This is a genomic window from Pseudomonas sp. TH04, assembly GCF_016651355.1.
Lineage (GTDB): Bacteria > Pseudomonadota > Gammaproteobacteria > Pseudomonadales > Pseudomonadaceae > Aquipseudomonas > Aquipseudomonas fluorescens.
Map to the genome: position 1 here is coordinate 1,341,670 of NZ_JAEKEA010000001.1, position 14,533 is coordinate 1,356,202.

A 14,533-nucleotide genomic window follows, 5' to 3' on the forward strand; every position below is an offset into this window, starting at 1 on the left:
GTCACCTATTGGTGGCAAGCCAACACACGCAGCCAATACGGCCAATTGTCGAACACCCCAGTAGGGCAGAGCGTGCGGGAACAGCCCGCCGCTTGCCCAGGAAGCCTTGAATATGAACTCCTCCATCGCCGCTCTGCCCGTCTCTGCCCTGACCAGCGCCAATGAAGCCCTGACCCAGCGCCTGCCCAGCGCGCTTGAGCTCAAGCATCAGTTGCCTCTGAGCCCGTTCCTCAATGAACAGATCCATGCCCATCGCCAAGCCGTGCGCGCCATTCTTGATGGCGAAGATTCACGCTTGCTGGTGATTGTCGGCCCGTGTTCAATCCACGACCCCGAATCGGCCATGGAATACGCGCGCAACCTGAAGAAGCTGGCACTTGAAGTCAGCGACCAGATGCTGCTGGTGATCCGTGCCTACGTCGAAAAACCGCGCACCACCATCGGTTGGAAAGGCTTGGCCTACGACCCGCACCTGGATGGCAGCGACGACATGGCCGCCGGCCTCACGCTGTCGCGCCAACTGATGCGCGAAATGCTGCGCCTGGGCTTGCCGGTCGCCACCGAACTGCTGCAACCGATGGCCGCCGGCTACTTCGATGACCTGCTGAGTTGGGTCGCCATCGGCGCACGCACCACGGAATCACAGATCCACCGCGAAATGGCCAGCGGCCTGGGCATGCCGGTCGGTTTCAAGAACGGCACCGACGGCGGGGTTGCGATTGCCTGCGATGCAATGCGCTCGGCGTCGCACCCGCATCGCCACTTCGGCGTCGACAGCCAGGGCCACCCGGCGATCATCCAGACCCCGGGCAACCCCGACACCCATCTGGTACTGCGCGGCGGTCACCGTGGACCGAACTACGATGCGCACAGCGTGGCGCAGGTGAAGCACGACTTGGCCAAGACCAAGGTCGCGGCGCGGATCATGGTCGATTGCAGCCACGCCAACAGTGGCAAAGACCCACTGCGTCAACCGGCGGTGTTCAACGACGTGCTGGAACAGCGCCTGCAGGGTGACACCTCGCTGATCGGCATGATGCTCGAAAGTCACTTGTTCGAAGGTTGCCAGCCGTTGAGTGCATCGATGAAATACGGCGTGTCGGTGACTGATGGTTGCCTGGGCTGGAACAGTACCGAGCAGTTGTTGCGCAGTGCGGTCGAACGCCTTCGCGCACACAGCAACGCCGACTGACCGATGGGCAGCAAACGGAGGGCGCTGGCGTGCCTGCTCCCTCCGTTGCACCGTGAATGGCTCAACTGAGTGGGTACAGCGCCTCATCAAACTGGGCCAATGTCGGAAACACCAAGGGCTGCTCATCCAACAGCCCTTGCAGCCGCTGCTCATACCCCAGCAGAAAATCCCGCCGCGCCTCGTCACTGATATACGGCACATGCCACGCCACAAACGGCGCCAGCACCGTGTACCCGACATACGCCAACGTACCGCGCAGGATCGGGCGTAACATAGCCTCCAGCGGCCCGTGAATCGCACCCTCACCAAACATATGCTCGCGCCCGCCCAAGGTCACCGTGACCAGCGCACGCTTGCCCGCCAACCCGCCCTGATCATAGAACCGCTTACCGCCATAACACACACCGGACACCAGCACGCGGTCGACCCAGCCCTTGAGCATTGCAGGCATAGAGAACCAGAAGATCGGAAAATTAAGGATCAGCAGATCGGCCCACAGCACCTTATCCAACTCGCTCTGGATATCCGCCGCGATCGACTGTTTTTTTACCCCCAGACGTTGCTCCAGGGCATACACCAGATACTCGGGATGCTCGCGCGTTGAAAAGTCAGCTGCCGACGCCACCGGGTTCCACTGCATGGCATACAAGTCGCTGACCTGCACCTCATGCCCCAGGCCTTGCAGCGTGCTCACGCCCTGGTCGCGCAACGCCGCGGTAAAGGACTGTGGCTCAGGATGGGCGTGAACAATCAAAACCTTCATGTGAACTCCTAAACGATGTGCGCCGCCCGTTGGGCCAGCAAATGATCACGCCAGTCCGGGGCCATGTCCGATTCCGATGAACAGGGTTATTGTCACCCAGGGTCCGCCGCCCGAGCAGGTCAACAGGCACAGGCATGTCTCAGCTCGATCAAGGTCACGCCCTTGCGTTTGAAGCCGTTGCGCAAGTCCGTTTGCAATTCATCCAGGCTCTTGGGTTGGTACACGGCACAACCGAACGCCTGGGCAAACAGTACAAAATCCGGGTTGCGCGGCAGCACGCCGATAGGTTCGATAGCCAGGCTCAGCATGTAGTCGCGGATCTGGCCGAGGGCGTCGTTATTCCACAGCAGCACCACCAACGGGCTGTCCAGTTCCTCCACGGCGGTCGCCAGTTCCTGTGCGGTGTAGAGGAAACCGCCGTCCCCCACCAGCACCAGGCCCGGGCGCTGCGGCGCGCCAAACTTGGCGCCGATGCCGGCGGGCAAGCCATAGCCCAAGGTGCCGTAGCCGGTCGGGTGCAACCAGCTGCGCGGGGCGCGGCTCGGGTAGGCGTAGTTGCCGGTGTAGGCCAGTTGGGTCATGTCACTGCTGATGAACGCGTTGGCAGGCAGTTCGGCCTCGATGCGCTCGAAAATGGCTTGATGAATGGCCTGTAGCGGCCCGTGCCCAAGCGCTACCGCGTGGCGCAAGGTCGCGACCTTTTTGATCGACGCGTCAGCATCGCGCGGTGCAGGCGGTAAACCGGCGAGCAAGGCCAGCACTGTCTGGTGGGCATCACCGTGCAACGCCAGTGCGCAGGGGTAGAAATCATTGAATTTGCGCGGGTCGATATCCACCCGTAACAGCTCACCCTTGATTGGCAAACGCTCGCGCCAATAATCGGTGTCAGCCATTTCCGTGCCGACCGCCAACACCACATCGGCCTCGCTGATCAGTTGCCAGCCCGGTTCCACACACAGGGTGGCCCCGGCATTCAGCGGGTCGTTGACCGGCAGCAGCCCCTTCCCGGCAACACTGCTGAAAAACGGCGCCGCCAGAAGCGTACTCAAGCGCTGCAACGCCTCGCCTGCGGCCAACGCACCGCCGCCGGCAATGATCATCGGCCGCTTGGCTGCCGCGAGCGTGGCCACTGCCTGCTCCAGCACGTCGGCCGATGGCACGCCACGCCCTGGACGGCGGACCACGTGATTGCTCCAGTCCCATCTGACCGGTGCCGCCAACACATCCAACGGCACCGAAATATGCACCGGCCGTGGCCGCTCGCTGTCGAACACTGCGTAGGCACGGGCGATCAACTCAGGCAGATCCTCGGCACTCAATGCCACCGCCGAAAACGCGGTGATGGGAGCGGTGATCGCTCGCTGATCCTGGGTCTCGTGCAAGCTGCCCCAGCCTTTGCCGAGGCTGGCGGTGGCGTTGACGCTGGAGATCACCAGCATCGCAATGGAATCGGCATAGGCCTGGCCGATGGCGGTGGCGGCATTGGTAACGCCGGGCCCGGTGATGACAAAACACACGCCCGGTTTGCCGCTGACGCGCGCATAGCCGTCGGCCATGAACCCGGCGCCCTGCTCGTGGCGCGTGAGCACGTGGCGAATGCCACTGCCGGGCAGGCCGCGATACAGCTCCAAGGTGTGCACACCGGGAATGCCGAACACCGTGTCGACGCCATAGTTGGCCAACAACCGCACCAGAGCCTGGCCGCCGGTCAGCGTTTTATCGTGCATAGCCATCTCCTAGGCGAATCAATGCGTCGACCGCCGTGGCGCCCCGGGCATTGACCAGCAATGGGTTCACATCGAGTTCCAGCAACTGTTCGGCGTTGGCACAGGCGTAGTCGGCCACGGCGCGAATGGCCGCGACCAACGCGCCCATATCCGCCACTTCCCGCCCGCGAAAACCGTGCAGCAACGTGGCGCTGCGCAGGCTGAGCAACGCGTGGCGAATCGCATCGTCAGTGGTGGGCAGCAACAGGCTGCGGCTGTCCTTGAGCAGTTCCACCAGGATGCCACCGGCGCCAATCACCAGGGCCAGGCCGAAGTCGTTTTCACGTTTGATGCCCACGATCAACTCAGCCAAGGGCTGGGCGGCCATGGGCTCCAGTAGCAGTCGATCGAAGGCGACGCCGGGTGCATACGCGGCGATTTGCGCGCGCATCTGCGCGATGGCAGCCTTTAAAGCGGCGGCGTCTGGCAGGTTGAGCGCCACCGCCCCGGCTTCGGTTTTATGCGGTAACTCGGCGCTGACCGCCTTGAGCACCAACGGGTAGCCCAACAGGTGTGCATCAGCCATCGCGCGTTCCGGCGTACTCAACACACCCAGTGGAGTGGGTAAGCCAAATGCGCGCAACGCCTGTTTGGACGCCCACTCATCCAGGGTCACACCACGGCCGGCCAGAGCCCGTGGGCACAGTGGTTCGAGGATCGATTCGCCCCGCTCAAGCAAGACGCGACGATGGTGTTGGTAGTCGGCAATCCGCGCCCACGCCGCGAGCGCGTCTTCCACGCCCTGCAAGGCGGGAATGCCGTGGGCATGCAGGCGTTCACGGGCATGGACCGGCAACAGTTCGGGAAAAGCCGAGGTGACGAAACCGCGCTTGCCATGGCGGCTGAGCGCCGCGCAAAACAGCTCCAACAGCAGGTCGCACTCCTGGCGCTCACCGGTCAAGGCTGCCGGGTAATCCAGCACCAGCATGGCGGCATCAGTGTCGGTGCGCAGGGCCGTATCAAGCATGCGCTGCAGCGCTTCACGGTCGCCCCAGATGGCGGTGGTGAAATCCAATGGGTTGACCAGGTTCGCGTAACTGGGCAGCACCTGCGCCAGTTCAGCGCGCTGGCCTGCGTCGAGTTTCGGCAGGGCCAGATGGTTGCGCTCGGCGTAATCGGCAATCAGCCCAGCGTCACCACCGGAACAAGCCAGCGCGATCAGGCGCTTGCCTGACGGCAGGTTGCCGCACGCTGCGGCCTTCAAGGTTTCGACAAAACTCACCGGCCCGCTCACGCGGATCACGCCCAGACGGGCAAACAAACTGTCGTACAGCGCATCGGAGCCGGACAGTGAACTGGTGTGACTTAACGCCAGCTCGGCGCCGATCTGCGAGACGCCGGTTTTCAGCGCGATGATCGGAACGCCTTGTTCCAGGGCTTTGTGCGCCGCGCGGGCAAACCCTGGCACATTCTTCAGGCCTTCCAGGTGCAGGCCGATCGCGGTAACGCGCGGTTCGTCGAGCAATACGTCCATCAATTCGGCCACGCCCAGTTGTGCCTGGTTGCCCACTGAAGCCATGTAGGCAACCGGCAACGAGCGGTCGCTCATCGACAGGTTGTAGGCGAAGTTGCCGCTCTGGGTCAGTATCGCGACGCCCTTCTCTACCGGCTTACCACCATGGGCCACCGGCCACAACGCCGAGCTGTGCAGGTAGTCCAACAGGCCGTAGCAGTTGGGGCCGAGCAAGGCCATGTCGCCTGCCGCGTTGAGCAACTGCTGTTGCAGAGCTGCACCGTCGGCGCCGGTTTCGGCAAAGCCTGAGGCGTAGCAAATCGCGCCGCCCGTGCCGATGGCGGCGAGCTCGGCGATGCAGGTCAATGTCAGCTCACGGTTGGTGGCGACAAACACCGCATCCGGGCCGCACGGCAAATCCGCCACGCGGCGCACACAAGGGATGCCGTCAAGGTGGTCATGGTGCGGGTTAACCAGCCACATTTGCCCGGTGAAACCGCCGTCGGCGCAACGCTTTAAGGCGCGAGCCATGCTGCGCCCGCCAACAAATGCCAGGTGCCGGGGCGCCAGCAGGCGCTTGAGGTTGTCGCCAATAGTCTGGGACATAAGCGTTCTCCGCGCCGATCAGCGCAACAGCGGCCGCAACAGTTCGCGCGCAATGATATGGCGCTGGATTTCCGAAGTGCCTTCCCAGATCCGTTCGATCCGTGCGTTGCGCCAGATGCGCTCCACCGGTCCTTCATCCATCAAGCCCATGCCGCCAAAAATCTGCACGGCTTCGTCGGCGACCTTGCCCAGGGTTTCGCTGGCAAACAATTTGGCCATGCCAGCCTCGCCGTCAGTCATGCTGCCCTGGTCCATCTTCCAGGCCGTGTGCAGGGTCAATAATTCCGCAGCGCGAATCTGCGTGGCCATGTCCGCCAGCTTGAAACTCACACCTTGATAGGTGCCGATGGGCTGGCCGAACTGCTTGCGATCCGCCGCCCATTGCAGCGATACGTCCAACGCCCGCTGAGCCTGGCCGACGCAATTGGCGGCAACCATCACGCGGCCGGCGGTGAGCCAGGCATTGGCGACATCCCAGCCCTTGCCCACGTCGCCGAGCACCTTGGACGCCGGTACGCGGCAGTCGTCAAAGAACATCTCATAGGTGTGATAGCCGCGGTTGCTGACGCACTTGGGACCTCGGCGGATGGTCATGCCCGGGGTGCCTCGGTCGACCAGAAACGAGGTCACCTCGTTGCGTGGGCGGCCGTGGTATTCATAGGTGTCGGTCACGGCAAACACGATGGCGAAATCGGCGTGCCCGGCATGGCTGATAAAGTGCTTGCTGCCGTTGATCACAAAGTCGTCGCCGCTGCGCACGGCGCGGGTCTTGATCGCGTTGGCGTCAGAACCGGCACCCGGTTCGGTCAGCGCGAAGCAGTCGATCTTCTGGCCCTGCACGCAGGGCAACAAGTAGTCGTCAACCTGCGCGCCGGTACAGGCCATCAGGATCTTGGACGGGCGCGCGACAAACACATGCAGCGCCCACGAGACCTTGGACAATTCTCGCTCGATCAGCGCCTGGGACAGGTAATCGAGGCCGCCGCCACCGACCGCTTCGGGCATGTTGAACGCATAGAAACCGGCAGCGATGGCCTTGTCACGAATCTGCGCGGCAAGCGCCGGCGAGACCTCATCGGCACGGTCCACCGCCACCTCATGAGGCAGCAACTCCTTGGTCACAAAACTGCGTACCGCGTCCACCAACATGTCTTGTTCTTGGCTGAGTTGGAAATTCATCGCGCTACCTGCTCGGAGGTGTTGGGGTTATTGGCCGCAGAAATGTGCCGGGCGCTTTTCCATGGCCGCGCGCAAGGCTTCGCCACCGTCGACACTGCGCCCGCACAACAGGCCGGCAGCCAGTTCGGCCTGCAGTTGCTCGGGCAGGCTGCGACCTTCGCCTTCGCGGATCAGGGTCTTGGTCTGGGCGAAGGCGAAGGTCGGGCCGTTGGCCAGGCGCGTCGCCAACTCAGTGGTGTGCGCGTGGAGTTGATCGTCGGCGACCACCTCGCCGACGAGGCCGGCAGCCAGGGCACGGTCGGCGCTCCACAGTTCATCGAGGAACAGCAGGCGCTTGGCCTGTTCGCTGCCGATCAGGCGCGGCAAGTGCCAACTGGCACCGGCATCCGGCGAGTAAGCCATGCGGGTGTAGCCGGCCTTGAAGCGCGCCGACTGCGCGGCGATGCGCAGGTCACAACACAAGGTGAGGTCCATGCCGGCGCCGACGGCGGTGCCGTTGATCGCAGCAAGGGTGGGTTTGTCGAGGGTGTGCAGGCGGGTCATCAGGGCGTGGGCGGTTTCGGTCCAGCCGTAGGTTTCCAGGGCGCCACGCGCTTGGGCTTCAGCCCATTCCGCCAGGTCGGCGCCGGCGCAGAAGCTGCGCCCGTTGCCGGTCAACACCACCGCACGCACAGCGGTGTCGGTATTGAGCGTATCGAGCAAGGCATGCAGGTGCTTGAGGGTCGGAATGTCCAGTGCATTGTGCTGGGCCACCCGGTTGAGAGTGATCCAGGCAACGCCTGCTTGCACATGGCTGAGCACGGGCGAATCGGTCGTCATGGCTTCCTCGAATTATTTTAATTGGCTTGAGGGGTGCGACATGGCGAGATACTAAACGAGTGTTCAGCAAGGAGACAATCGGCAAACTGCAAATATTTTCAAACGGGAAATACCGGCCTGGACCTTGCGTCCAGGCGGCGAGAAAAGCTCAGGCTTTGAGTGGGTAACGCAGGCGACCGCCGCCCTGCAAGCCATCGACCCAGGCTTCGCAGATCTGGATGCCCTGCTCCGGCGTAAAGGTGCCTGGGTTGAGCCCCGACTCCAACCACAACCCATCGAGCAAGGCGCTCAAGCCGATGGCGGCCAGGTCGGCGTCGAACTGCTCCCATCGCTCCTCCCTGGCCATGTCCGTCAGGGCCGAGCGCATGATGGTGCGGTACTCGCCATAGGAGTGTTCGTGGGCCAGGTTGATGGCAGGCGCGGTCTTCACCGCGCCCCAGAATACCAGCCAGGCATCCAGCAGTTGCGGGTCGAGCAGCTGCGGAGAAAACGAGCCACGAAACAACGCCGACAAGCGTTCCCGAGGTTGCGGGGGGGCCTTGGCCATGGTCTCGCGCAACAGGCTCATGACTTGGGCGGTGATCGTGCGATAGGCCTCGGCCACCAGTTCATCCTTGCCCGAATAGTGGTGGCTGATCAGCCCCACCGACACCCCGGCCTCGGCACTGATCTTGCGAATCGAGGCGCCCTGGAAACCGTCGCGCTTGAGGCACGTGAGCGTCGCCTGGACCAGATTGGCCTTGCGCAATTCCGGCTCCATTCGGGAGAAACGGGATTCCTGGGTCATAGGGCGATTTCCTGCGGTTGAGTCGGCTGCACGACTCTACATCAGTCGCGGTAACCGAGCGACACCCGATCCAGCCTGCGCAGCAACGCCACTCGTGACTTCTGGTAAAGAGTCCTTTTCGGCTTCGGCGGTTTTTCCGAAGGAACGACGCGGGGATACTCGACGCCATTGTTCACCCCCTTGAGGAGTTACTGATGTCCATCCCGACCCACAACGTCCCCGCCTTCGGCCTCGGCACTTTCCGCCTGCAAGGCCAGGTGGTCATCGATTCCGTGCGCACCGGCCTGGAGCTGGGCTACCGCGCCATCGACACCGCGCAGATCTATGAGAACGAAGCCGATGTCGGCCACGCCATCGCCGCCAGTGGTGTACCGCGTGATGAGTTGTTCATCACCAGCAAGATCTGGGTGTCCCATTTTGCCGATGGCCTGCTGATTCCCAGCCTGCGCGAAAGCCTGAGCAAACTGAAGACCGACTACCTGGACCTGACGCTGATCCACTGGCCATCACCGGAGGAGCAAATCCCCGTTGCCGAATTCATGGGCCAATTGCTTGAAGCCAAGCGCCTGGGCCTGACCCGCCAGATCGGCGTTTCCAACTTCACCATTGACCTGATGAAGCAGGCCATTGCTGCGGTGGGCGCCGAGAACATCGCCACTAACCAGATCGAACTGCACCCCTATCTGCAAAACCAGCAGGTCGTGGATTTCGCCACCGCCCAAGGCATTCAGATCACGTCGTACATGACCCTGGCCTACGGTGAGGTGCTGAAAGACCCGGTGCTCCAGCACATCGCCGAACGCCATCAGGCGACACCTGCGCAAGTGACGTTGGCCTGGGCCATGCAGTTGGGCTATGCGGTCATTCCGTCGTCAACCAAACGCGCCAACCTGGAGAGCAACCTCAAGGCCCTGCAGTTGACCTTGAGCGCTGCCGACATGGCGCAGATTGCCGGCCTGGAACGTGGCCACCGCTTGACCAGCCCCAAGGGCATTGCGCCGCGGTGGGATTAACCCCCGGCGATCGGCTTGCAGGATAACTCCCGCAGCCACGGCAACACCCGCAGGCCTGTGGCGGCCGCGGGTGGGTCGATGATGTCCATGAAATGTTCAAGGTTGATGGTGTCAGGTACTCCGGGCAGCCGTACCAGCACAGGCGGCATTGCGCCAGCGGGTTTGCCGGGGTCGAGGTGGTCGTAGAGCAACACATGGCGTACCTGCGGCTGCGGCACGCTGGCCTGCGCGGCAAGCCCCGCACTGATGATCAGGACGTCAAACGGTTCGGCCGGGACCGCGGTGAGAATCTGGACTTCTTCGTAGGTTTGCACCGGCACAATCCGGTGATACCCCAACTGATTGAGCATTTTTTCGATGTACAGCCTTTGCAGGTGCTGTTCATCGGCAATCAGGATGGTCAGTGCTTTGTTCGGCATGGCAAACCCCTGGGCTGGCAGTACGCGTCATTGCGAGCGGCTCATTTTCCAGACATATCCAGAAGACAAAATCAGCCATGTTCCCCCTTCACGTAGGAGTTCTCCCAAATCTACCGAATGACCGTAAATCGCAGTCATGGCTGCTTGCCGTAGTCACTCAGTCGTTTATGCAAATCACCCATTGCCTGGTCCAACGCTTCAATTGCAGCCCCCAGTGCGCTGCGCGCCTGTCGTTCACAGAGGCTTTCCAGGGTTTCACAACAGGTGATCAACGCTTGGGCCTTGACCATTCGCGCCCCGCCCTTGACCCGATGAGCAAGGTCGTGCAGGCCGCGAAAACTGACCTCGCGTTGCAGCAACGGGAGCATCACGCGGTCTGCTTCCAGGCTGTCGAGCAACGCATTCAAAAGCTCCTTGAGCGCTACTTGATCGTCCCCCGTGACCACCCTTAACGCAGCCAAATCAAATACCCCGTCAACGCCGGGTACGCCTGGGCTCAGCGCGAGCGAGGCCAATGCCGAGCGTAAGTCCTCAAGCCCGGCAGGTTTGAATAAGCAACCATCCATGCCCGCCTGCCGACAACGCTCGGTTTCTTCCGGCTGTGCATTGGCGGTAAACCCCAGTAGCAAACACGGCTTCAAACCTTGCTCACGCTCTTGCGCACGAATCTCACGCGCCAAGGCATAGCCATCCTTGAGGGGCATGTTGCAATCGGTAATCACCACATCGGGGTGCTGGGTTTGCCAGCGTTCAAGCCCTTGAACGCCCTCTTCGGCAGTGACGATGCGGTGCCCCAGAAAACTCAGTTGCCGGGCCAGCAGCAAGCGGTTGGCCGGGTAGTCATCCACTACCAGGATGTCCAATACACGGGTAGCCAGCACGGCTGGGGCCGGTGCTGAAACCTCAGGCGGCAATGCCGCTGCCCTGGCAAGCGTCAACGACACATCCACCCGCGTACCCTGCCCGAGCACACTGCTCAACTGCAGCTTCCCCGCCATCATTTCGCACAAATTACGGCTGATCACCAGGCCCAATCCCGACCCGCTACGCGCCGATTGTTCGGTATTGCTGCCCTGGATAAACGGGTTGAACAGCCGTTGCTGGTCCTCGGCACTGATGCCAATACCGGTGTCTTCTACCCATAACCTGAGGCTCAGTTGGTCTGCATCGGGCGCCACGACTGTATGCGCGCCCAACCGCACCTGGCCATCGGCGGTGAACTTGATGGCATTGCTCAGCAGGTTGGACACCACCTGTTTGAACCGCAACGGGTCGATCAACACCGGGCAATCAATCAGCGGGTCAAGCTCGACTTGCAGCGCCAGGCCCTTGGCGCGCGCCAGCCCTTCGAACACCCGTGCCACCGACGTCAACAGCTCATGCGGGTTGGCCGATTCCAGGGCAAGAGACAGGTGGCCAGACTCGATCCGCGCAATGTCCAGAATATCGCCAATCAACTCCAGCATGCCGTGGGACGCAACCGAGGCGACGGCCAGGGCATCACGGTCGGCACGCCCCTGTTCGGCGTTGGCAAGCGCCAGCTCGATCATGCCAATCACGGCGTTCATGGGCGTGCGGATTTCGTGGCTCATGGTCGCCAGGAACGTGGTCTTGGCACGGTTGGCGGCATCGGCCTCCTCCTTGGCCTCCTGCAATTGGCCCAGGAGCCGCTGGCGCTCGCTCACATCCACCCAACCGGCAATCATGCCCACCACGTTTTCGTCGCCATCACGGTACGGCAGCATCCAGTGATAAATGGTCAACACCTTGCCATTGGGCAACCTGAGTACCCGATCATGAATCTGCGGCTCGCCGCGCTCCATCAGCCGCAGGTAGTCCTCATGGAAAGACTGGGCCTGCGGCGGATTGCCGGTGTCGGTTTCTGTCACGGTCTTGCCGATCACCGCTTCGAGCCTGAAGCCAAAGACGTCCAGGAAAGCACTGTTGCAGGCCATCAGCCGCCCTTGGCGGTCACGCACGTAAATCGGGTGAGGCGTACCGTCGATCAGCACGCCCATAAAGCGCATCTGGTCGCTCAATGCCCGCTCGGCCTGGGCCCGTTTGCGTATCAGGCGGCGCAGGTAAATCGCCCATCCAAGGGTTACCAGCAGCAATACCGCCGCCACGCCAAACCCTTGGATAATCGCACTGCGATGGCGCAGCCAGTGGTCTTCGATGATCACATCGGACCGCCATGGGTTGCTCAACTCATCCATTTCCTGAGGGCTGATGCTCAGCAACGCCTTGTCCAATATCGAGTACAACTCCAACTCGCCACGGTTGACCCCAAACGTCATGCGTAAAGGATCAGAGCCGACCGTGCTGGTCACGCGCAAGCGGTCACGGTACTGAAAGGCAATGAGGTAACGCGCATAGATCAATGAATTGACCGCGCCATCGGCACTGCCGTTGGCCACCAGGGCCATCGCCTCCGTGGGGTTCCCGGCCTCCACAAAGTGGATACCGGGGTAGTCACGATTGATCACCTCACGCAGCGCGTTGCCGCTGGTCAACGCGAGACGTTTTCCGATCATGTCCTCCAGGGTCACCGTGCCGGGATAGTCGCTGCGGGTGACCAATACCAGTGGGTTGGTCAGGTAGGGCCGTGTAAAGCGCACCTGATCAGAGCCTTCGATGCTCGACGCCACCACCGCCATCATGTCCGCCCGGCCCTTACTGACCGCGTCAATTTGCTGGGGCATCGAACCGCCGGAGACCACGTCGAACTTCAAACCGGTGCGCAGGCTGATCCGGGATAAAACGTCGGCACTCAAGCCCTCCAATTGCCCCTGTGCGGTGAAGGATGCCAACGGCAGCATCTGGTCGGATGCGACTACGCGGACCCGCGGGTGTTTCTCCAGCCAGCGCTGTTCGCTCCGGCTCAAGTGCAGCCGTTCCGCGCCCAGAAAACCAAGGTTGCCGGCACTCCAACGGCGCAATATGTCCATCTGTTGGTTAGCCGGGATCGCCCTCAGCGCCGTATTGATGATACGCAACAAGCGAGTGTTGTCGCGGGCCATGGCGAACGCGAAAGCGTTGGATTCCAGGGTGGAAAAATCCGCCATTTGCACATTGTTGAGGTGGTTACGGTTGATCTGGTAATTGGCGGTGATGGCGTCCCCGAGATAAACATCGGCACGGCCAAATGCCACGGCGCCGATGGCCTCGAAGATAGAGGGAAACAGTTCCACATGGGCCTTGGGATAATAAGCTTCGACGACATCGGGCGGCATGTAGTGATAGAGCATCGCCACGCGTTTGCCTGCCAGGTCGACACTCAGGGATTGGGTGTCTCCGGTACGGGTAACCAGGATCGGTTGATCATTGGCGTAGGAACGCGACAGGACCAACTGTGAGTCACCTGCTTCAAATCCGTTGGCCGAGCCAAGGAAATCAATGGCGCCCTGCTTGAGTGCCTCGATCACTTCATCGCGCGTATCGTAGCGCCGGACCTCAACGGTAATATTCAGCAGCTGTGCGAGTAACTTCGCATAGTCAGCCGTGACGCCTTCAAGCTCGTCGTTGTTATTGGTCAGTTCGAACGGCCCGTAATCGGGCGCGGAAACCCCCATCAACAGTGTTCGCCGCTCGCGCAACCAGTGCCAGTCGGCTTCCCCCAACACCACGGACGGGCCAGTACCGTCAACGTTGGAGTGCCCCAACAAGCGCAGGGTATGCGGCTCATCAAGGCCAACGGCCGTCAGCGGAAGCAGGCTCATCAATAGCAAGGTGATGAACCCTCGAACCTGGGCACGGGTCATTTCAAATCAAATCAGATGATTGCGCTGGGCAAACTTGGCCATGTGCACCACGGACGACATGCGCAGCTTCTCCTTGAGCCTCGTCTTGTACGTACTGATGGTCTTGTGGCTCAGCAGCATTTGATTGGCAATTTCGTTATTGCCCAGCCCCAGCGCCAGCATCTGCAACACCGCCAGCTCGCGATCCGACAGCAACTGCACCAGCTCCAGTTCCGTAGCCTGCAAATCATCACGGCGTACCGAACTGCTCGGCAAACTGGGAAAGCAACTGTAGTTGGACATCACGGCCTTGATCGCTTTTTGCAGCTCGTCGAGTTCCCCGGTCTTGGCGACAAACCCCATCGCGCCAGCACGCATGCAACGCGAGGAAAAGAACTCCGGCAGGTACGACGTCAGCACCAGGATCTTGCACGGCAAGCCCAGCGCCTTGACTCGACTGATCACCTCCAGCCCACCCAGCTTCGGGATGGCCAGGTCAAGAATGATCAAGGCCGGGCGCCCCTCCCTGGCCTTCTGCACGGCATCGGCACCATTACCTGCCTCGTCAATCTCGCTGAAGCCTTCCAGCGTCAGCAGATGGCGGACGGTTTTGCGGATAAACGGGTGATCGTCAACGATTAACGCTTTGCTCATAACACTCCCCTGAGAGGTAAGTAGACTTACACACCACACGGGACACAGGTACCTGTGAGAAATGACAGTGCCGACCAGCGGCGCGGTCCCCACTCAAGGACGATAGCCAGGCTATGCCTGGTCCCTTTCGATTGAAAACAGG

General features: G+C 61.7%; 11 protein-coding genes. 2 read left to right on the plus strand and 9 right to left on the minus strand.

The window, feature by feature from the left end; genetic code table 11:
- Positions 1-112 precede the first annotated feature (112 nt).
- Positions 113-1,192 carry a 3-deoxy-7-phosphoheptulonate synthase gene (locus JFT85_RS05810; protein ID WP_069552813.1) on the plus strand — a complete coding sequence of 360 codons (1,080 nt, stop codon included), beginning with the start codon at positions 113-115 and terminating at the stop codon, positions 1,190-1,192.
- Positions 1,193-1,253: 61 nt separating this feature from the next.
- Here JFT85_RS05810 and JFT85_RS05815 read toward each other — a convergent pair whose 3' ends face one another.
- The 6 genes from JFT85_RS05815 to JFT85_RS05840 form a co-directional block, all read right to left on the minus strand.
- On the minus strand, positions 1,254-1,955 hold the full coding sequence (locus JFT85_RS05815) for an NAD(P)H-dependent oxidoreductase (protein ID WP_053255490.1): 702 nt from the start codon (positions 1,953-1,955) through the stop codon (positions 1,254-1,256).
- A 119-nt stretch (positions 1,956-2,074) separates the two neighbouring features.
- Positions 2,075-3,682 (minus strand): 5-guanidino-2-oxopentanoate decarboxylase, encoded by a 1,608-nt coding sequence (locus JFT85_RS05820; RefSeq protein WP_201229452.1) that lies wholly within the window; start codon positions 3,680-3,682, stop codon positions 2,075-2,077.
- Complete coding sequence (locus JFT85_RS05825; RefSeq protein ID WP_201229454.1) at positions 3,672-5,780, minus strand: acetate--CoA ligase family protein; 2,109 nt, start codon at positions 5,778-5,780, stop codon at positions 3,672-3,674. The genes JFT85_RS05820 and JFT85_RS05825 overlap by 11 nt, the downstream gene beginning before the upstream one ends.
- An 18-nt stretch (positions 5,781-5,798) precedes the next feature.
- Entirely contained in the window at positions 5,799-6,959 is a 1,161-nt protein-coding gene (locus tag JFT85_RS05830) for an acyl-CoA dehydrogenase family protein (RefSeq protein WP_201229463.1), read from the minus strand.
- Between the two features lie 27 nt (positions 6,960-6,986).
- Complete coding sequence (locus tag JFT85_RS05835; RefSeq protein ID WP_053255486.1) at positions 6,987-7,778, minus strand: enoyl-CoA hydratase/isomerase family protein; 792 nt, start codon at positions 7,776-7,778, stop codon at positions 6,987-6,989.
- A gap of 148 nt (positions 7,779-7,926) precedes the next feature.
- Positions 7,927-8,565 (minus strand): TetR family transcriptional regulator C-terminal domain-containing protein, encoded by a 639-nt coding sequence (locus JFT85_RS05840; protein WP_053255485.1) that lies wholly within the window; start codon positions 8,563-8,565, stop codon positions 7,927-7,929.
- A 194-nt stretch (positions 8,566-8,759) separates the two neighbouring features.
- On the opposite strand from JFT85_RS05840, the gene dkgB reads away from it, so the two are divergent.
- Positions 8,760-9,578, plus strand: coding sequence for a 2,5-didehydrogluconate reductase DkgB (dkgB, locus tag JFT85_RS05845; protein WP_053255484.1), 819 nt, complete (start codon positions 8,760-8,762; stop codon positions 9,576-9,578).
- Here dkgB and JFT85_RS05850 read toward each other — a convergent pair.
- The 3 genes from JFT85_RS05850 to JFT85_RS05860 all read right to left on the minus strand — a co-directional run bounded on the left by JFT85_RS05850 (position 9,575) and on the right by JFT85_RS05860 (position 14,391).
- Entirely contained in the window at positions 9,575-9,997 is a 423-nt protein-coding gene (locus JFT85_RS05850) for a hypothetical protein (protein ID WP_053255483.1), read from the minus strand. The genes dkgB and JFT85_RS05850 overlap by 4 nt on opposite strands.
- Positions 9,998-10,131: 134 nt before the next feature.
- Positions 10,132-13,758, minus strand: a complete 3,627-nt coding sequence (locus JFT85_RS05855; RefSeq protein WP_201229465.1) for a transporter substrate-binding domain-containing protein — start codon at positions 13,756-13,758, stop codon at positions 10,132-10,134.
- 6 nt (positions 13,759-13,764) lie between these two features.
- Entirely contained in the window at positions 13,765-14,391 is a 627-nt protein-coding gene (locus JFT85_RS05860) for a response regulator transcription factor (RefSeq protein ID WP_053255481.1), read from the minus strand.
- Positions 14,392-14,533: the final 142 nt, after the last annotated feature.